We start from the raw sequence: 19,809 nt of genomic DNA on the forward strand, positions 1-19,809 counted from the left end.
ATTTGGAAGGAAACTTAATCCTAATGTAGAATAATATTATATGAGATAAGAAGTAAGCTGGTTATATTGTTGGGGGAAGATAAATGAGGAAGCTAATGTATTTGGGTTTGATTTTCAGTATGATAGCTGGACTTTTTATTACTAGTATTGTAGCAGCAGCTCCAGATGAGCCTAATAAAGACAAATCCTTATCAGAGATTCATGAAAGTCTGACTGGTGTCTCTGAAGAGGAGAAGGAAGTGCTTGAAAAGCTTTTTCTTCTATCACAGGATATAGAGGAAATGGACAGAAAGAAAGGCCAGATTCTAAAGGAAATAGAAAGCCTCAATGAAGAAGTGAAAAAAATAGAAAATTTGATTGAAGCTGAGACACTTTCCTATGAGGAAAATCTTAGTATAATGGAAAATGTCCTAAAAAACTATCAAAGAAGCGGACCAGGCTCTTTCATTGAGCTCATTCTGAGCTCAGACAACCTAAAGATTTTATTGCAAAGACTTAACGCTTTAGGAGATATAACAAGAAACACCAATAGACTTTTAGAATCTTTACAGGAAAGTAAAGCTAAATTAGATACGGAAAAAAACAGAATAACTAATAAGCTTATACTTGCCCAAAAACAGCAGGAAGAGCTGGAGGAAACCCTTGAAAAGAGTGTTGCTTTAAAGGAGGAGCTTGAAGTTCAGCTGACTTCTTTAGAAGGGGAAAGGACAAAGTATGAGGAATATTTAATTAAAATAGATCAATACTGGTCGCAGCTGAAACCATTGTTTGCTGAGACTGTCAGCGTATTTTCAAATATGCTTCATGACAGTAGTATCCCACCAGACGCTATAAAGATAGAATTTTCTATTTTGAGTGTTAAAGGAATAATAGAAGAAAAGACTTTTAAGGAGATTATTGCAGAGCAATCCTTCCCTACGAAATTAGAACTTGAATTTTCTTCTGATAAATTAGAGCTTATCATGCCTGATGAAAATCTCCACTTGGTGGGAGACTTTGCAATTGTAGATGGAAAAAAACTTATTTTTGAAGTAGATGAAGGCAGCTTTTTCGGAATGCCACTTGAGAAAGCTACTATAGAAGATCTATTTAGTGATGGTTATATGGAACTTGACTTGGAACAGGTATTAGGTAAGAATAAATTAAAATCTATAAAGATAAATGATGATAATATAGAACTACAGATTACTCCTGTGTTTTTTTAATAATATTTAGGGGGACAACTTTTATGATTGAGGCAAAAGACTTATGTTTAATATATGCTGATGGAACATTGGCACTACAGAATATTCATATACATATAGCCACTGGTGAAGTAGTATTTATTACTGGTCCCAGTGGTTCAGGCAAAACAAGTCTTCTAAAGCTCTTAATGGGAATGGAGTATCCCACATCTGGAAGCTTAAGCGTTTTAGGTCAACCTATAATGAAGGATAAAAGTTATGAGATTAGGAGAATGAGAAGGGCTATGGGGCCTATTTTTCAAGACTTTAGGCTGCTTCAAGGTAGAACAGTAATTGAAAATGTCCTTTTAGGCATGAGATTTTTAAGCTTCAATAAGCAGCAAATGATGACATATGCCAATGATGCCATCTATAGAGTGGGATTATCTCATAAAACAAATTCATCAGTAGATAATCTTTCTTGGGGAGAGCGTCAGAGGGTAGCAATAGCAAGGGCGGTGGCTAGAAAGCCTAAGCTAATTATTGCAGATGAGCCTACAGGTAATCTAGATAAAGATAATGCAGTAAATATTTTACAGCTTTTAACCTCATTTAAGGATAAGGATACTACAGTAATTATTACTACTCATGCTACTCATTTAATTGAAAATATGGATGGAGATATGATGATTCAAATTGACAAAGGAAATATACAATGGGGAAGGTTAGGCTATGAAGAGCATTTTTAAAAATATCGGATATTTTTTAAAGGAAACAAAAACTATTTTAATACTAGATTTTCTTTCCAACATTTTTTCTATTCTTAGTATGGGATTTATATTTTTTATGCTTTCAATGGTGGTTTCGGGTGTGTGGATAAGCAGTCAAATGGTTGAGCTAATTAAAGAAGAAGCAGAGATTAATGTCTATTACGATGAAAAATTAGAGGATACTCAGATTCATGACACCATAAACCAAATAGAGGCCATTGATGGTGTTCGAGAAGCAAGGATTATTGATAAGGAGAAAGCCTATGATAGAATGATGGAGATTATGGGCGAGAACTCAGGCATCTTGAAATTCTTTGACCATAATCCTTTTAGTGCTTTTATTGAAGTTAAAATTGAGTTAGATGAAATGGACTCAATAGTTGAAAAAATAGAGAGAATAAGTGATGTTGATTATATTAAGGACAATCAAAGTGTCTTAAATAGGCTTAGAAGTATTTCAAACATAGTAAGAGTACTGGGGATTTTAATAGTTTCAGCAGTTGGTATATCCACATTAGTCATAACATCACATATTATTAGACAAGGTATATATAGTAACAAGGAACAGATTAATACATTGAGACTTCTGGGGGCACCAGAATCTTTCATAGTACTTCCATTTTTTCTAGAGGGACTATTTTTAACATTAATAGCTGCCATATTTGCAGTGGCAATGGGGATTCTTGGACTTAAGTATATTTATATTCAGACAGCAGGGCCATTACCTTTTATTCCGCTTCCAGCTCTGGATAATTTAATCAAAGGTAACATTATAATGATATTATCTGTTAGCATTATTTTGGGGATTATAGGCAGTTTCTTTGGTCTTGCATCGGCAGATAAAAATTAATAGGAGCTTCTTCTCCTTTTTGATTTTTTTGGATAAAGTATTAAAAATACATATCTTAATATTTTTATGAAATATGTAAATACTAAATTTGTAAATAATTAAAGGAGAGAAGATAATGACCACAATAAATAAACTAGAGCAGGCATTAGCAAGTGCAAAAGGTTTGGCAGCAGATTTAAAGACTTTTTCTTTGGATACAGATGATAAAAATGCAAAGCAAATGTTCAATATGTTATCTACAAATGCTGAAAATATGGCACAGATGCTGCAAAACAGAGTGAATTTTGTTAAGAGCGAGGAACCTCAATACAATCAGCCTCAATAAAATACTTACATACATTAATCGAAGAACCACTAAAGCAATAAGGTATGCAAATCTATCAATCTTGCATACCTTATTGCTTTCTAGCTGTTAATAAACTATTCTCAATGATTCTATATTCTTCATTTCATAAATCTTTTAAGAATTGATCCTATTATATAAAAACTGAATTATTGATAGTATTTTATATTTGACGTAAAATATAGCTAAATATATAAAACAGTATTTAGATGATTTTATTATGATAAGCTAAGATTTACTTCAGATGGAAAAATTCATATTCTTTGACTTCATATGAAGAGGAGGCGTTTTGCTTTGAAAGCAAAAATAAAAATTAATAGTATATGGTTTTTAATACTGCTACCTTTGGGATTCATTTTAGTTTTTATATCACAAAGAAATCCTAATCTAGTTGAAAAGTTATATTCAAGTGGAATATATAAATACATAGGAGCTACTATCAGCATAACAACTGGTATCCTTCCTTTTTCATTAGGCGAGGTGCTGGTCATATTTAGCTTATTGTTCATAATTGTGTCTATAATATGGATTCTATATAAAGCCGTGACTAGAAGGATGGGATATAAGAAAGTAATCATATATGTTAGGAATGTACTTGTAGCGCTCAGCATTGTATATTTTTTATTTAATATTTTATGGGGATTAAACTATTATCGTCTGCCATTTTCAAAAATAGCCAATATCGATGCAAGACCAGCAACTATACATGAGCTAGTGGCCTTATGCGACGACTTAATTATAAAAACCAATGAATTGAGAAGGAAAATTGATTTGAGTAAAGATAGTAAGTCCATTGAAAATGACTATAAATACATACTAAAAAACGCCTATAAAGGGTACGAAGTGACTAAAGCCATCTATCCAGAATTAGGAGGAAGCTATGGAAGGCCTAAGGGAGTTTTACTTTCTAAGGCCATGTCTTATATGGGGATAACAGGTATTTATTTTCCCTTTACTGGAGAGGCAAATGTAAATATAGACACTCCTATGATTTCACTTCCCTCAACAGTTACACATGAAATGGCACATCAAAGGGGCTTTGCACGGGAGGATGAAGCAAATTATATAGCCTATATAACCTGTAAGCTGCATCCAGATTTAGATTTTCAATACTCTGGATATATATTAGCTTTAACTCACTCTATGAATGTTCTCTACAGCAATGATAAGGAACAATTTAATGAATTAAGTAAAAAATATAGCAATGGTGTAAAAGAGGACTTAATTAATATAAACAGACATTGGGCACAATACGAGGGTCCTATAGAAAAGGCTTCTAATAAAATGAATAATGCATATTTAAAATCTAACAATCAAAAAGATGGAGTAAAAAGCTACGGCAGAATGGTAGATCTTTTAATTGCAGAGTATAGAATGAAGAATAAATAAAAATTAGAAATGACTTAGGTATATTGCCTAGGTCATTTTTTCTGAAAAAGAAATACATGCAAGTTTGACTTTTGAAAATTGCATTAATTTCAATATACTAAATAACAGATTGATAAATCTAAACAAAGGAAAACCTTTGCCATACTAAGTTTGGCATAAATTAACAAGTAGGGATATAACTAAGATAAAACACGATATGAAAATAAGAAAACGGTATCATGCAGAATTCAGAAAATTTACTATTGACAGTCAATTGCTCGGTATATATAATAACAATAATAAAAAAATTCTAGAGGAAATCAATAATAAACAAAGGAGGCTCTAAATTAATATGAAGAAATCAAAGAAATTATTAATTATTTTATTAGCATTAGTACTAGTATCATCTTTAGCTTTATCTGGATGTGGACAAGGCACTACTTCAGCAAACAGTAACAAATACTTAAGGATAGCAAAGGATGTTGACATAGTATCTATGGATCAACATGTTGCTACAGATGAACTATCCTTCGAATCAATAGCTGCAACAATTGAAGGACTATACACTATAGATAAAGGTGGAAATATAATCCCGGCTATTGCTTTGTCAGATGAGGTAAGCGATGATGGATTGACTTATACCTTTAAGCTTAGAGAAGATGCAAAATGGTCAAATGGAGATCCTGTAACAGCTAATGATTTTGTATATAGTTGGAGAAGATTAGCAGATCCTAATACTGCAAGTGAGTATAACTTTATTATGGATGTAGCAGGTGTAAAGAACGCTGCTAAAGTCACAGCAGGAGAACTTCTGAAGGAAGATTTAGGAGTAGAAGCTATAGATGAGCATACTTTAAAAGTAACCTTAGAGAGACCAACACCATATTTTAGATCCCTTACTACCTTTGCACCATTCTATCCACTAAATGAAAAATTTGTAACTGAAAAAGGTGAGAAATATGCCCTTGAGCCAGAAAATCTATTAGCTAATGGGCCCTATAAAATGGTTGAATGGAATAAAGGATATGGATATAAGCTTGATAAAAATCCAGATTACTATGATGCTAAAAATGTAAAGATTGACGGACTGGATTTCCGTATTATAAAAGATAGCCAGACTGCAGCACTAAAATTTGAGTCAAATGAATTAGATGTGGTGAAGCTATCATCTGAGCTAGTAGACAAATATAAATCCCAGCCAAGCTTTAATCAAATAAGCGGTGGATTTACATGGTATATGTCGCTTTACCATAATACAGAAATATTTAAAAATATTAATGCACGTAAGGCATTTAGCTATGCAATCAATAAAGAGCATATTGCTAACAAAATTCTTAATGATGGTTCCATAGCAGCAGATTTTCTTGTTCCTAATGGGTTGTCAACAGGACCTGACGGAAAAGACTTCCGTGAAACTGCAGGTACCTATTCTAAATATGATAAAGCCTTAGCGTTAGAATATTGGAATAAAGCTAAATCAGAGTTGGGAAAAGATAATTTCGAAATTGAACTGCTATTTGATGATTCAGAAACAGTTAAAAAGATGTCAGAATTCATACAAGCAGAGCTTGAAACTAATTTACCAGGATTAACTGTTAAACTGAAAGCACAGCCAAAGAAGAATCGTCTAGAATTAATGCGTGAAGGAAGCTTTGAAGCTGGTATTACTCGTTGGGGTCCTGACTATGCTGATCCATTGACTTATTTGGAGCTATTCTTAAGTGATGGAGGTCAAAATACCCCTAAATATGTAAGTAAGGAATATGACAAGCTTGTTAACGACTCCAGCCGTGGAGAATTGGCTGGAAACCCAGAGGGAAGATGGGAGGCTATGAAGCAGGCAGAAAAAATATTATTAGAGCAGGATGCTGCCATAGTGCCTATATTCCAAAGTGGCTCTGCTTTATTGATTAACCCTAAGGTAAAAGGAATAGAAGATCATACTGTTGGAACGACATTTATTTATAAAAACGTAGAAATTGGGGAATAGGAGTTTTGTTTTAGACCTGCTGTTTAGAGGAAGCTTTTCTCTAGATGGCAGGTCGTAATAAATAGCTATAATTATTTTTTACTGTTAGATGAAACTCGGAAAGGAGTTGATTAATATGCTTAAATACATTCAGAAAAGATTGATTATTTCTGCAATTACATTATTTATTATTCTAACATTACTATTTGTTTTACTAGAGTTTATGCCTGGCTCCCCATTTAATGATGAAAAATTAAGTCCGGATCAGCGTACTCTTTTATATAAAAAATATAATCTAGATAAGCCATTATATATAAGATATATTGCATATATGAAAAATGTAATATTGAAGGGCGACTTTGGAAATTCATATGCAATACAGAAGGATGCTCCCGTTTCTGAATTGTTGAAGAATAGATTATCCATATCCATTAGACTTGGAATACAGTCGCTTATACTAGGCTCATTTGTTGGACTGGTATTTGGAATAGTAGCCGCAGTTAAGAAAAATTCAAGGCTAGATACTCTCACTACTATATTTGCTGTAATTGGTATATCGGTGCCATCTTACGTATTTGCATTGGGATTAAGTTATTTCTTGGGCTACAAGCTGAAGCTATTTCCTTTTACCTATGATATTTACAGATCTTTTGAATCAAGTATTCTGCCAACCATTGCATTATCTATGTTTGTCATAGCAACAGTTGCTAGATTTATGAGAACAGAGCTTGTAGAGGTTTTAGAAACAGAATATATCCTGCTGGCAGAGGCTAAAGGATTGAAAGCAAAAAAAGTCATTATAAAACATTCCATAAGAAATGCACTTATACCAGTAATAACAGTTTTAGGGCCTATAACTGTAAGCCTAATGACAGGCTCTCTAGTTACTGAGAGGATATTTGGTATACCTGGGATTGGAGATTTATTAGTTACTGCAATAGGTGTAAATGACTTTAATGTAGTGATTTCAATAGCATTTTTCTATAGTGTGTTTTATATTTTAATGATGCTAATAATTGATGTATTATATGGGATAATTGATCCTAGAATTCGTGTGGCAAAGGAGGTAAACTAATGGAAAATATAAGAACATATTTTAATAGCAGCTCCTTTGAAAGAGTATTAAAAGATGAAAAGCTTCAAACTGACGTAGTCTATGAAGGCGTAAGCTTTTGGAAGGACGTAACCTTAAGATTCAGTCAAAATAAGGGTGCATTAGTAGGACTTATTTTGATATCAATAATCATCTTTATGGCATTTGTGGGACCTCAAATGAATCCTCATACCTATAAAAGTATAAAGACAGAGCATATGAATCTTCCGCCTAGAATACCTGTAATAGAGAAATTAGGCATATTTGATGGAGAGATTAATGGGGTAAATGTCTATAAAGAAAATGGATTTGATGATGTATATTATTGGTTTGGTACTGACAATTTGGGCAGAGATATCTGGACGAGGGTATGGGTTGGTACTCAAGTATCATTGTATATTGCTATTCTTGCATTAGTAATAGATATGGTCATAGGTATGAGCTATGGACTTATATCAGGCTATATAGGCGGGCGTGTAGACATAGTTATGCAAAGAGCTATTGAAATACTAAGTGGTATTCCAAATCTTGTAGTAGTTACACTGTTTGTCATGGTTTTAAATCCAGGGATATTGTCAATTTCTTTGGCATTAGTCATAACAGGATGGATAGGAATGAGTAGAGTTGTACGTTCTCAAGTATTAAAGCTAAAAGAATTAGATTTCATTTTAGCATCAAGGACATTAGGCTCAAGTAGTATGCAAATAATTAGAAAGGATTTATTTCCGAATATTTTTGGTCAGGTTATTGTAATGAGTATGTTTTCTATTCCCAGCTCTATTTTTTATGAATCATTTTTAGCTTTTATTGGATTAGGATTACAGCCGCCTATGGCTTCATTAGGAGTATTGATTAGTGATGGATACAAATCTATTTTAGTATACCCTCATATTATAGTGGCACCGGTTATTGTTTTAGGAGTATTAATGCTAAGCTTCAATCTATTAGCCGATGGCTTAAGAGATGCATTAGATCCAAAGATGAAGGTAAATTAAGGAAAGAGAGTGAAAATATGAAGGAAAAAATATTAGAAGTCAAAGATTTACATGTATCCTTTAAAACCCATACTGGTGATATTAAAGCTATTCGGGGAGTTAGCTTTGATCTATACAAAGGGGAAACCTTGGCAATTGTAGGTGAAAGTGGTTCGGGTAAATCAGTAACAACTAAGGTGCTAATGGGCATCCTTGCAAAAAATGGTGTAATTGACAGTGGAGAAGTACTATATAAAGATAAGGATTTAACTAAATTTTCAAAAAGTGAAATGACCTCAATAAGAGGCAAAGAAATAGCCATGATATTTCAAGATCCAATGACATCATTAAACCCAACAATGACTGTAGGGTACCAGATTACTGAAAGTATAGTGGAGCATCAGAGAATGAGTAAACCGGAAGCTAAGAAAAAAGCGATAGAGTTAATTAAGCTTGTTGGTATAACTGAGCCTGAAAAAAGATATAAGCAATATCCACATCAATTAAGTGGTGGTATGAGACAAAGAATTGTAATAGCTATAGCTCTTGCATGTAATCCAAAGATATTGATTGCAGACGAGCCAACTACTGCTCTTGATGTTACTATACAGGCACAGATATTAGACTTAATAAAGGAATTACAAAGTAAAATTGGATTATCTATAATATTTATTACACATGATTTAGGCGTAGTTGCTAACATAGCCGATAGAGTGGCTATAATGTATGCTGGAAAGATTGTAGAATATGGGACTTCAGAAGAAATATTTTTTGATCCACGCCATCCATATACATGGGGACTATTGGCTTCTGTGCCTAACATGGAAAATCAGCAAAAAGAATTATATGCAATTCCAGGAGCACCACCTAATATGCTTTATCCGCCTAAAGGAGATGCCTTTGCCCTGAGAAGTGATTATGCACTTAAAATTGATTTTGAAAAAGAACCTCCTTTCTTTAAAGTATCGGATACACATTATGCCGCAACATGGCTTCTGCATGAAAAGGCACCCAAAATTCAAATGCCTGGAATTTTAAAACAGAGGATTGAAAATATGAAAAAGGAGGTGCCTTCAAATGTCTGTTAATAAAGAAGCTATACTAGATGTGAAAAATTTAAAGCAGTACTTTAGACTTGATAGAAAAAATGTACTGAAGGCTGTAGACGATGTATCCTTTACCGTTTATAAAGGCGAAACCTTTGGACTTGTAGGAGAAAGCGGTTCAGGTAAATCAACGACAGGCAGAAGTATAATTAGACTGTATAATCCAACTGCTGGTGAAGTGAATTTCTGTGGAAAAAAAATCTCAGGTAATATTGATAAAGCTACTGAGAAAATCCTTAGAACAAAGATGCAGATGATATTTCAGGACCCTATGGCTTCTCTAAATCCTAGAAAAACAGTATTGGATATCGTAGCACAGGGACTAGACATTCACGGGCTTTATAGAACAAAGGAAGAAAGAAGGAAAAAGGTCTACGACATTCTTGAAACAGTTGGATTGTCTAGGGAACATGCCCATAGATATCCCCACGAATTTAGCGGTGGTCAAAGGCAAAGAATAGGAATTGCTAGAGCCCTAGTTGTTAATCCAGACTTTGTCATAGCAGATGAGGCAATAAGTGCATTAGACGTTTCTATTCAAGCTCAGGTTGTAAATTTATTAAAAAAATTGCAAAAAGAAAGAAACTTAACGTACATTTTTATTGCCCATGATCTTTCCATGGTAAAATATATTAGTGACAAAATAGGGGTTATGCATTTAGGCAAAATGGTGGAATTAGGACCAGCAGAAGCTATTTATAACAATGCTGCACATCCATATACTAAATCACTTTTGTCAGCTATACCTCATACGAATCCTATTTTAGAGAGAACCAGAAAAAGAATTCATTATGATAAATCAAATATAGATTATGATAAAGGAGAATTCATCGAAATAGAAAGGGGGCACTTTGTTCTAGGAACCAAGGAAGAAATAAAGCAATGGACAGCATGACATATATAAAGCCATAGATTTTATATACACATAAATCTATGGCTTTAAATGGGGTCATGTTTTTATAATTTGCTTTCTGTAGTATGAAGCCTATTCCCCTTGACTTATACTAAGATTACTTGATTTCAGTGACACCAGTTACGGAGCTTTCTTCGTCTATAGTAGCCGAAGTCTTATACTCTTCGTTAGCAAAATATAAATTTCCTTCTATTTTAGCATCTACTAATTGGAAACCATTTGCTTCTACATAAACATCTCCTACAAAAGTACCACTTTGAATTCTAGCATTTTCGCTTTTAACGATTAGTTTTGGTGCTGTTAATGTATATCTTGCAGTTACATTTCTGTTATCATCTTGTTCATAAAGAGCTATTTTACGTGCAGTCTCATTTTTATTAGTAAAATCTCCTTCTAATACAATGTCCTTATCAATAGTTATATCTTCTAATACTGCAATAATCCAAGTACCTTCCTTTCCTGCTGCTTTTAAGAAAGCATCTGCATTATTCACTATTGAAGGTGTTGTTGATACCTCTGCTTGATTTCCTTGTTGCTCTTGCTGCTGCGGCTCTTGTTGTTGTGATTCTTGTTTTGGTGTACATCCTGATAAAAGAGCAGCACCTAAAGCTAAAGATAAAAGCAATGATTTAAACTTCATTAATATCTCCTCCTTATGTATGCTTACTATTCTTTAGTTTTATTTTATCATATATTTTCCATAATAACAATTTTATCATAAAACTAAAAAGATTTATTTTGTTCAGCATTGTAATTAAATTAATAATATTGGTTATTTGCCAATTTTTCATGTTGTAATCTGTAGATTTTATTGATTGCTCACTAATGTCCATTCCATGCATTATTTTTTCAAGCTTATTATATACAAAGTTAAACCTTTTATACAAATATTAGTAAAATAAGAAGGTAAGTTTTATGATTTTCCCTAGTTTTATGGGTGACACTTCGTAGAATATTATTTTTTTTATTTTAACTATTCCTAATCTTCAAAAAAGCTTGTATAATATATTTAGGGTCTCAAAATAATTGACGGGGGTGTTTTTATGGAAAATTTAAGGCTTGATGATTTTACTAAATATAAGTTTTTGTCTGGTATCAAAGCTTCACCAGCAGGACAATATTTAGGTTTTGTGCTTCACCAAATGGATGTAGATGAAAACAAATATCTTTCTAACATCTATGTTCATGATTTAAAAGAAGGAGTATCTATTAAGTTAACTTCATTAGATGAAGAAAGGTCCTTTGTATGGAAAGATGAAAATACTATGCTATTCCCTTCAATACGAAATAAAAAGGATAGGGAGAGAAAAGAAAAAGGAGAACAATTAACCGCATATTATGAAATAAATCTAAAGGGTGGAGAAGCAAATAAAGCTTTTGAAGTTCCACTTAATGTTACCAATCTAGAAATATTAGATGAAGAACATCTGTTGTTAACAGCAGTATATGATCATAATTATCCTAAGCTAGATGAATTAACCAATGAGGAAAAAGAAAAAGCTTTAAAGCAAGTAAAAGAGAACAAGGACTATGAAGTATTAGATGAGATTCCTTTTTGGCTAAATGGTCAGGGCTTTACAAATAAAAAAAGAAATAGGCTATATATTTATAACATAAAAGAAGGCAAAGCTATTGCTATAACTGATGAATATACTGATGTAGGCAGCTATAAGCTTAATCGTGAAAGGACAAAGGCTCTTATAATTGGCTCTACATATACTGACAAGATGGAAATGAAATCAGACATTTATATTTTGGATATAGAAAATAACAGTCTAAAAAATATTTCTATGGGAACTCTTTTCAGATACTCATCAGGAAGCTTTTTAGGAGATAAAATAATATTTACAGGACATGAAGCTAAATCCTTTGGCCTCAATGAAAATCCTAGCTTTTATACAATGAAATTAGATGGTTCAAATGTTGAAAAAATATCGGGTGATTTTGAGTTTAGCATCTGGAATTCAGTTGGCTCTGATTGTAGGTATGGCGGAAGTCAATCCATGAAGATTGATGGCAAGTATTTATACTTTGTGACTACTGAGTGGGATAGTTCTTTTATCAATAGAATAGATTTAAATGGAAATATTGAAAAGCTATCGGCTGGGAAAGGTTCTATTGACGGTTTAGAAGTATTAGATGGTAAAATACATTTCATAGGATTAAGAGGGCTTAAATTACAAGAGCTATACTCTTTAGAAGGAGAGCAAGAAATACAGCTGACACATTTTAATGATTGGGTATTAGAGGAAAAGAAAGTGTCAGCTCCTGAAAAATTATCTTTTGTAGTAGAAGATAATATTACTATTGAAGGATGGGTGTTAAAGCCTGTAGATTATAAGGAAGGTGAGAAATATCCTGCAATACTGGATATTCACGGTGGGCCTAAAACAGCTTATGGTGAGGTTTTCTTCCATGAAATGCAATATTGGGCTAATGAAGGATATGTAGTTTTATTCTGCAATCCAAGAGGGAGTGATGGCAGAGGTAACCAATTCGCAGATATTCGTGGTAAGTATGGTACTATAGACTATGATGATTTAATGAAATTTACTGATTTAGTATTAGAACAATATCTATGCATAGACAAAGACCGAATTGGAGTAACTGGCGGCTCCTATGGTGGATTCATGACAAATTGGATTATAGGACATACAAATAGATTTAAGGCAGCAGCATCTCAGAGAAGCATATCAAACTGGACTTCAAAATTTGCTACTACTGATATCGGATATTACTTTGTAGATGATCAAAATGCAGCTACACCTTGGTCTGATTACGAAAAACTATGGTTCCATTCTCCAATGAAATATGCAGACAAGGTAAGTACACCGACTTTGTTTATACATTCTGAAGAGGATTATCGCTGTTGGCTTTCAGAAGGTATTCAAATGTTCACCTCATTAAAATATCATGGAGTTGAATCTAGACTTTGTATGTTTAGAGGAGAAAACCATGAGCTAAGCAGATCAGGTAAGCCAAAGCATAGAATTAGAAGACTTGAGGAGATTACAAACTGGTTTAACAAATATTTAAAATAATTGTTATAAAGATAGTATTTTTCTCCATAACATGGTAATGTTATATTGATTATATACAAGGAGGGGTTTTGATGATTAAGTTCAAGGATTATGAGTACAATAGACCTGATTTAAATAAAGTCGGAGAACAATTTGAAGGCCTATTGTTAAGATTTAATAATGCAGAATCATTTGATGAACAAAATCAAATAATGGCAGAAGTAAACAAGATTCGTTCCAATGTAGAAACTATGGCAAACCTAGTCTACATTAGACATTCTATTAACACTGAGGACGAGTTTTACGCAAAGGAACAGGACTTTTTTGATGAAAACATGCCTAAATATCAAAATATTACTTCTAAATTTTATAAGGCATTAGTTGAATCAAAGTATAGAAAAGAATTAGAAAGAGTTTGGGGCAGACAAATATTCACACTAGCAGAATTGGAATTAAAAACATTTTCAGAAGAAATTATAGAGGATTTAGTAAAAGAAAATAAGCTAGTAACTGAATACGATAAGCTCATAGCCTCAGCTAAAATAGACTTTGAAGGTGAAGAAAGAAATCTAAGTCAAATGGCACCTTTTATGCAGTCAAAAGACAGGACTATGAGAAAAAAAGCTTATGAGACTTACATAAATTTCTTTAAAGAAAATGAATCAAAGTTTGATGAGATATATGATAGCTTAGTTAAAGTAAGAGATGGAATGGCTAAAAAATTAGGATATGAAAACTATGTAGTTATGGGCTATGCGCGTATGTCTAGATCAGACTATAATGCTGAAATGGTAGCAAACTATAGGAAACAAGTTTATGAAGACTTGGTACCTGTTGTAGTTGAACTAAAAGATAGACAGAGAAAAAGACTTGGGCTTGATGAGTTTAAATATTACGATGAGCCATTAGGATATACTACTGGTAATGCTACTCCTAAGGGTGAGCCTGAATGGATTTTAGAAAATGGCAGGAAGATGTACAAGGAATTATCAAAGGAAACAGACGAATTCTTTACATTTATGGTAGAGAGAGAACTATTAGATCTAGTAAGTAAAAAAGGGAAGATGAGTGGAGGCTATTGTACATATATTTCTGATTACAAATCGCCATTTATATTCTCTAATTTCAATGGAACCAGTGGAGATGTAGATGTGCTAACTCATGAGGCAGGCCATGCTTTCCAATCTTATTTGAGCAGAGATTACGAAGTGCCTGAGTACAGCTTCCCAACGTTAGAAGCATGTGAAATCCACTCTATGAGTATGGAATTTATTACATGGCCTTGGATGGAATTATTCTTTGAAGATGAAGTAGATAAATATAAATTTAGTCATTTAAGCGGAGCTGTAAACTTTATACCTTATGGAGTTACTGTAGACGAGTTTCAACATTTTGTATATGAAAACCCAGAAGCAACTCCAGAGGAAAGAAAGGCTAAATGGAGAGAAATAGAGCGTAAATATCTTCCATTTAGAGACTACGAAGACAATGATTTATTAAACAGAGGTGGCTATTGGTTTAGACAAGGCCATATATTTGGTTCTCCATTCTATTATATTGACTATACTTTAGCTCAGGTTTGTGCTTTCCAATTTTGGATTAAAATAAATCAAGATAAAGAAAAAGCGTGGGAAGATTACACTAGACTATGTAAAGCAGGAGGAAGCAAGTCTTTCCTAGAATTAGTAGAGCTTGCAAACTTAGAAAATCCATTTGTGGACGGTACGATTAAGAAGGTAGTAGGACCAATAAAAGAATGGTTGGACGGAATAGACGATAGAAAGTTCTAGAACAATGAGGCTTAGGCTTTTATAATTTTGTAAAAGCCTAAGCCTCATACACTTTCATAAAAAATGTGAGAGGAAAAGCATAAGATATATAGCGATAAAAAATGTAAGATATAGGAAGATAATAAAGAAATACATAGTAAGAACTATGAATTTACTGCAAATATTGATATAAAAAACGAGAATAGAATTGCTCAGAATGGATTAAAAATTAAATTTGATAAGATTATAAAAGTCTGCCTTGAACTTATAAAAGGTTGATCATCTATGTTAAATAGGAGGAAAGATATGCTAGAGATAAGAAAAGTTAATCCTGAAATGACTTATAGTATTAGACATAGTGTCCTACGTCCGCATCAGACATTTGAGGACTGTAAATATGATACAGACTATGCAGACAACGCATTTCATGTAGGGGCATTCTATCAAGGAAAACTAATAAGCGTCGCATCATTTTGTGTAGAAAAGTATCCAGATTTTTCTATTGAGATTCAATACAGATTAAGAGCAATGGCAACTCTTGATAGTTTTCGATACTTAGGAGCCGGAAGATCAATAGTTAATTATGCTGAAAAATTGTTAAAGGAGCAGGACATTAACTTTTTATGGTGTAAAGGGAGAACTACAGTACAAGAATATTATAAAAAACTAGGCTTTAAAATACATGGTGAAGTATTTGATTATCCTCCTATTGGTCCTCATATCATTATGTATAAAAAGTTGATATAAATGGCCAATGACTAATGAATGAGTAAATATGTATAGGGTCATGCTTTCATAATTTTGTTTTTTACGAAATCATAAAAGCATGACCCTAATTTAAATTTTCACTAAGTGAACAAAATAATATTCTAAACCGTATAACAGATGTAAAGAATATTTAAGAGGTGATGCAGTTGGATGAAAAGACAATTGAATTAATAAAAGCAGCTCAAGGTGGTAACAGATACGCATTGGCACAACTGCTGCATGAAAGCTATACAGCTGTTTATAGGTATCTTCTTAAATTGACTTTAAATGAATATGAGGCACAGGATATTGCTCAGGATGCTATGGTTAAGGCTATAGAAAAAATTAATATATATAATTACGAGAAATCTTCTTTTTCTACATGGATGATTACGATAGCCAAAAACTTATTCATAGATAGAGTAAGAAAACAAAAGCTTTTTGACAAATATGCTATAGAAAACTTACACATTGAACAACATTCTACTCCCTTAGAGGATTTTTTAGAAAAGGATGAAATAATATCGTTTCTAAGCAAGCTTTCACCGAAGTTAAGGGCTCCCATTGTTTTAAAATACGGATTCGATTTTTCCTATGAGGAAATAGCAAAATACCTAAAAATTCCTATAGGAACTGTGAAATCAAGAATTTCAAATGGAATAAAGGCTATGAGAAAGGAGATGGGATTCTATGAATAATGATTCAATAGAAAAAAAGATATCAGATGCTATAAAAAAAATTGATGATATTAAAGTAAAAGAGCCTGAACTAAATTGGTTTGTTGACTTAGTTTCAGATGAACAGCTGAGAATAGCAAAGAGACAAAATAAACAGCTATCAATTTTTTGTGCTTTAGGAGTGATTATTATTGCTTTATCATTTTCCCTATATGCTTTTTTCTTTTCTGCTTTTGTTGTAGTGCAGTCTATGTCATTAATATTCCCTATTGTAATATTTGTTATGGCAAGGCTAGTATCAAAGGAGGCTAGGATACAATGATGCATCCTAATTTAAATGATTGTCCTATTTGGCTACTAGTTATTCTTTTATCTTTAATAGCCATATTGTTATTTACTCAAGCCTTGTGGCTCTTTAGAAATGCACAGAAAAGAGGAATTTTCCCTTGGATTTGGGGACTTTGGGGTTTAATTCAATTTCCGTTGCCATTAATTTTCTTTTATTTTTTTGTAATTAGAAAAAACAAATTAAGGAATGAAGAAAGGAAGATGTGAAATGCTAAAAATAGAGAATGTCTCAAAATCTTATAAGGGTGGTAAAAAAGCAGTAGATGGTCTTAGTCTAAAAATAGATAAAGGGGATATATATGGATTCATAGGTCATAATGGAGCTGGTAAAACCACAACAATTAAATGCATCACAGGAATATTGGATTTTGATGAAGGAGATATTTTTATCGATGGAATGTCAATAAAAGAAAGACCCATAGAATGTAAAAGGATAATGGCCTATATTCCTGACAATCCTGATTTATACGAGAACATGACTGGCATACAGTATTTAAGCTTTATTTCAGATATATTTAGTATCTCCAAAGAAACCCGTGAGAGAAATATTGAAAGGTACTCTGATGACTTTGAGCTAACAAAAAATCTTGGCGATTTAATATCGTCATATTCACATGGAATGAAACAAAAGCTTGCAATTATTTCTGCCCTAATACATCAGCCAAAGCTTCTTGTATTAGATGAGCCTTTTGTCGGTCTAGACCCTAAAGCTGCTCATATACTAAAGGAATATATGAAGGATATGTGTCAGAAGGGCAGTGCCATATTCTTTTCTACCCATATCTTAGAGGTTGCAGAAAAATTATGCAATAAAATTGCTATTATTAAAGCTGGGAAGCTAATTGCTAGCGGAGATACTCAAAAGGTTAAAGGCGACAGTTCCCTTGAACAATTGTTCTTAGAGGTGACAGAAAATGAATAATGTAAAATTACTCATTAAAGCTAATATTATAAATTCCTTTGGCTTAAACAGATTTTTAAAAGAATCCTCTAAAGCAGAAAAAACAAAAATGTTTTTTATAGGTATAGCGATATTATGGGCTGTTGTAGCTGTATTCGCATCTGTATTTGCTTATTTTTATATGATATCAGATGTTCTAATACAGCTCGATGCTTTAGCTATGCTTCTAGTGATTTCTTTTGTAAATGTGAGCCTAATCTCATTATTTATGAGCATTTATAAAGCTTCAGGATATTTGTTTTCTTTTAAAGATTACGATCTACTTATGTCATTGCCAGTAAAAACATCTGAAGTATTCATAAATAAATTGCTGTTATTATATAGTACAAATTTAATGATATCAATTATTATAGGTTTACCTTCATTGATAGTTTACGGTATAAAGTCTTCGAGCGGTACTATATATTATATCTTTGCATTTATAGCAATGTTTTTTATAGCATTGATTCCTATGATTATTGGAGCAGCTCTATCCTTTGTTTTGGGAAAGATATCAACAAGGTTTAAATCAACAAATATAATTATGATAATTGGTTCCTTTGTCTTAATCATATTATTGATGGCAGGCTCTAATCTTTTAAGCAATATGTCACTAGAGTTTGTTCAGAATATTGCTGAATTGATGGAGGCTATATCAAAGGCATATTTTCCCATTATATTTTATGTAAATGCACTAGTTAACCTTGATATTCTTTCTTTAGTAGTCTTCATTGGAGTTACAGTAATACCATTTGCTTTGTTTGTTTCAATATTTGCAAAGAGCTTTAAGTCTATTAATTCAAAGATGAATGAAAGCTTTAAAGCCTCTAGCTATAAGATGAGCTCATTAAAGGTATCATCATCTCTAAAAGCGCTATATAAAAAAGAGATTAGCTTTTACTTTTCATCATATATATACGTTTTAAATACTTCAATTGGTGTCGTGATGATGACTATTTTTACTATAGGAATAGCTATTTTTGGCGGAGATAAAATGGCAGAGGTTTTAGATTTGCCTATGATAAAACCATTCATAGTCCCTGCAGCTACAGCAATTGTGTCTCTATGTATATGTCTAGCCTGTACCACTTCATCTTCAATATCTCTTGAAGGTAAAAATCTTTGGGTAGCAAAATCTCTTCCCATAAAGCCAATAGAAATATTGAAGAGCAAGATATTAGTGAATTTAACAATTATTATTCCAGCTCTACTAATTGATATTGTAATTTTAGCAGTATCATTTAAAATGAAATTACTATCTTGTTTGCTATTTTTAGCTATTACAGCTCTATATGCCTTTTTGATTTCAATGATAGGAATAATAATAAATTTATTCTTACCGAAGCTTGAATGGAAATCTCATATTGAAGTTGTAAAGCAAAGTTCCAGTGTAATTGTTTCAATGCTGGCAGGTGCTATTTCAGTAGCTATACCAATATTGCTATATAAACTTTTAGAACCAACGAACTATGACATGTTTTCTGCTTTTGTAGCAATAGGGTTATTAATAGTAAATATGTTTTTATGGGCAGCTATCAGAACTAAAGGTGTAAAAATATTTAATAGTCTTTGAGATTAACGATAAAAAGCATTCAATCTTTCGGTTGAATGCTTTTTAAATGCGATTAAATCTCACTAAAAATAAATCTGTTTTTAATAGATTAAGATTGTAACACAGATATAATAATGGTAAAATTAAAGTGTATTTGAAAAATAATCATATTTTATGTAATATTTTGATACGATTACGCTTTGGAGG

At 32.5% G+C, this 19,809-nt stretch carries 18 protein-coding genes; 17 read left to right on the top strand and 1 reads right to left on the bottom strand.

Features of this window, described 5'->3' with window-relative positions:
* Positions 1-83 precede the first annotated feature (83 nt).
* The 10 genes from QO263_RS08960 (at position 84) to QO263_RS09005 (ending at position 10,531) form a co-directional block, all read left to right on the top strand.
* Positions 84-1,205, top strand: a complete 1,122-nt coding sequence (locus QO263_RS08960; RefSeq protein WP_285629021.1) for a coiled-coil domain-containing protein — start codon at positions 84-86, stop codon at positions 1,203-1,205.
* A 23-nt stretch (positions 1,206-1,228) separates the two neighbouring features.
* On the top strand, positions 1,229-1,912 hold the full coding sequence (locus QO263_RS08965) for a cell division ATP-binding protein FtsE (protein ID WP_285629023.1): 684 nt from the start codon (positions 1,229-1,231) through the stop codon (positions 1,910-1,912).
* Entirely contained in the window at positions 1,896-2,783 is an 888-nt protein-coding gene (locus tag QO263_RS08970) for a cell division protein FtsX (RefSeq protein ID WP_285629025.1), read from the top strand. The genes QO263_RS08965 and QO263_RS08970 overlap by 17 nt, the downstream gene beginning before the upstream one ends.
* A gap of 115 nt (positions 2,784-2,898) precedes the next feature.
* Positions 2,899-3,108 carry a DUF1657 domain-containing protein gene (locus tag QO263_RS08975; protein WP_285629026.1) on the top strand — a complete coding sequence of 70 codons (210 nt, stop codon included), beginning with the start codon at positions 2,899-2,901 and terminating at the stop codon, positions 3,106-3,108.
* 312 nt (positions 3,109-3,420) lie between these two features.
* Positions 3,421-4,515, top strand: a complete 1,095-nt coding sequence (locus QO263_RS08980) for a DUF3810 domain-containing protein (protein ID WP_285629028.1) — start codon at positions 3,421-3,423, stop codon at positions 4,513-4,515.
* A gap of 331 nt (positions 4,516-4,846) precedes the next feature.
* Entirely contained in the window at positions 4,847-6,484 is a 1,638-nt protein-coding gene (locus QO263_RS08985) for a peptide ABC transporter substrate-binding protein (RefSeq protein WP_285629030.1), read from the top strand.
* Between the two features lie 115 nt (positions 6,485-6,599).
* Positions 6,600-7,538, top strand: a complete 939-nt coding sequence (locus tag QO263_RS08990) for an ABC transporter permease (protein WP_285629032.1) — start codon at positions 6,600-6,602, stop codon at positions 7,536-7,538.
* On the top strand, positions 7,538-8,551 hold the full coding sequence (gene opp3C / locus QO263_RS08995) for an oligopeptide ABC transporter permease (protein ID WP_285629034.1): 1,014 nt from the start codon (positions 7,538-7,540) through the stop codon (positions 8,549-8,551). Before QO263_RS08990 ends, opp3C begins: the two co-directional genes overlap by 1 nt.
* A 17-nt stretch (positions 8,552-8,568) precedes the next feature.
* Complete coding sequence (locus tag QO263_RS09000) at positions 8,569-9,618, top strand: ABC transporter ATP-binding protein (RefSeq protein ID WP_285629036.1); 1,050 nt, start codon at positions 8,569-8,571, stop codon at positions 9,616-9,618.
* Entirely contained in the window at positions 9,608-10,531 is a 924-nt protein-coding gene (locus QO263_RS09005) for an ABC transporter ATP-binding protein (RefSeq protein ID WP_285629038.1), read from the top strand. Before QO263_RS09000 ends, QO263_RS09005 begins: the two co-directional genes overlap by 11 nt.
* Positions 10,532-10,646: 115 nt before the next feature.
* Here QO263_RS09005 and QO263_RS09010 read toward each other — a convergent pair whose 3' ends face one another.
* Complete coding sequence (locus QO263_RS09010; RefSeq protein ID WP_285629040.1) at positions 10,647-11,189, bottom strand: hypothetical protein; 543 nt, start codon at positions 11,187-11,189, stop codon at positions 10,647-10,649.
* A 403-nt stretch (positions 11,190-11,592) separates the two neighbouring features.
* On the opposite strand from QO263_RS09010, the gene QO263_RS09015 reads away from it, so the two are divergent.
* From QO263_RS09015 to QO263_RS09045, 7 genes are all read left to right on the top strand, one after another.
* Complete coding sequence (locus tag QO263_RS09015; protein WP_285629042.1) at positions 11,593-13,590, top strand: S9 family peptidase; 1,998 nt, start codon at positions 11,593-11,595, stop codon at positions 13,588-13,590.
* 71 nt (positions 13,591-13,661) lie between these two features.
* Positions 13,662-15,359, top strand: coding sequence for a M3 family oligoendopeptidase (locus tag QO263_RS09020; RefSeq protein WP_285629044.1), 1,698 nt, complete (start codon positions 13,662-13,664; stop codon positions 15,357-15,359).
* 285 nt (positions 15,360-15,644) lie between these two features.
* Positions 15,645-16,085 (top strand): GNAT family N-acetyltransferase, encoded by a 441-nt coding sequence (locus QO263_RS09025; protein WP_285629046.1) that lies wholly within the window; start codon positions 15,645-15,647, stop codon positions 16,083-16,085.
* Between the two features lie 167 nt (positions 16,086-16,252).
* On the top strand, positions 16,253-16,783 hold the full coding sequence (locus QO263_RS09030) for a sigma-70 family RNA polymerase sigma factor (RefSeq protein ID WP_285629048.1): 531 nt from the start codon (positions 16,253-16,255) through the stop codon (positions 16,781-16,783).
* Entirely contained in the window at positions 16,776-17,084 is a 309-nt protein-coding gene (locus QO263_RS09035; protein WP_285629050.1) for a DUF5345 family protein, read from the top strand. Before QO263_RS09030 ends, QO263_RS09035 begins: the two co-directional genes overlap by 8 nt.
* 234 nt (positions 17,085-17,318) lie before the next feature.
* Positions 17,319-18,032, top strand: a complete 714-nt coding sequence (locus tag QO263_RS09040; RefSeq protein WP_285629052.1) for an ABC transporter ATP-binding protein — start codon at positions 17,319-17,321, stop codon at positions 18,030-18,032.
* Entirely contained in the window at positions 18,025-19,623 is a 1,599-nt protein-coding gene (locus QO263_RS09045; RefSeq protein ID WP_285629054.1) for a putative ABC transporter permease subunit, read from the top strand. The genes QO263_RS09040 and QO263_RS09045 overlap by 8 nt, the downstream gene beginning before the upstream one ends.
* The last annotated feature ends 186 nt before the right edge of the window (positions 19,624-19,809 follow it).

It is taken from the genome of Proteiniborus sp. MB09-C3 (assembly GCF_030263895.1).
In the GTDB taxonomy this organism is placed as follows: domain Bacteria; phylum Bacillota; class Clostridia; order Tissierellales; family Proteiniboraceae; genus Proteiniborus.

What these genes read in the sequence shown, in the direction of transcription:
- QO263_RS09045 (WP_285629054.1), top strand. Translation starts at nt 18,025, where the DNA reads ATGAATAATGTAAAATTACTCATTAAAGCTAATATTATAAATTCCTTT.
- QO263_RS09025 (WP_285629046.1), top strand. Translation starts at nt 15,645, where the DNA reads ATGCTAGAGATAAGAAAAGTTAATCCTGAAATGACTTATAGTATTAGA.
- QO263_RS09020 (WP_285629044.1), top strand. Translation starts at nt 13,662, where the DNA reads ATGATTAAGTTCAAGGATTATGAGTACAATAGACCTGATTTAAATAAA.
- QO263_RS08985 (WP_285629030.1), top strand. Translation starts at nt 4,847, where the DNA reads ATGAAGAAATCAAAGAAATTATTAATTATTTTATTAGCATTAGTACTA.
- QO263_RS09010 (WP_285629040.1), bottom strand. Translation starts at nt 11,189, where the DNA reads ATGAAGTTTAAATCATTGCTTTTATCTTTAGCTTTAGGTGCTGCTCTT.
- QO263_RS08990 (WP_285629032.1), top strand. Translation starts at nt 6,600, where the DNA reads ATGCTTAAATACATTCAGAAAAGATTGATTATTTCTGCAATTACATTA.
- QO263_RS09000 (WP_285629036.1), top strand. Translation starts at nt 8,569, where the DNA reads ATGAAGGAAAAAATATTAGAAGTCAAAGATTTACATGTATCCTTTAAA.
- QO263_RS09005 (WP_285629038.1), top strand. Translation starts at nt 9,608, where the DNA reads ATGTCTGTTAATAAAGAAGCTATACTAGATGTGAAAAATTTAAAGCAG.
- opp3C (WP_285629034.1), top strand. Translation starts at nt 7,538, where the DNA reads ATGGAAAATATAAGAACATATTTTAATAGCAGCTCCTTTGAAAGAGTA.
- QO263_RS09035 (WP_285629050.1), top strand. Translation starts at nt 16,776, where the DNA reads ATGAATAATGATTCAATAGAAAAAAAGATATCAGATGCTATAAAAAAA.
- QO263_RS08965 (WP_285629023.1), top strand. Translation starts at nt 1,229, where the DNA reads ATGATTGAGGCAAAAGACTTATGTTTAATATATGCTGATGGAACATTG.
- QO263_RS08975 (WP_285629026.1), top strand. Translation starts at nt 2,899, where the DNA reads ATGACCACAATAAATAAACTAGAGCAGGCATTAGCAAGTGCAAAAGGT.
- QO263_RS09015 (WP_285629042.1), top strand. Translation starts at nt 11,593, where the DNA reads ATGGAAAATTTAAGGCTTGATGATTTTACTAAATATAAGTTTTTGTCT.
- QO263_RS08960 (WP_285629021.1), top strand. Translation starts at nt 84, where the DNA reads ATGAGGAAGCTAATGTATTTGGGTTTGATTTTCAGTATGATAGCTGGA.
- QO263_RS09040 (WP_285629052.1), top strand. Translation starts at nt 17,319, where the DNA reads ATGCTAAAAATAGAGAATGTCTCAAAATCTTATAAGGGTGGTAAAAAA.
- QO263_RS08970 (WP_285629025.1), top strand. Translation starts at nt 1,896, where the DNA reads ATGAAGAGCATTTTTAAAAATATCGGATATTTTTTAAAGGAAACAAAA.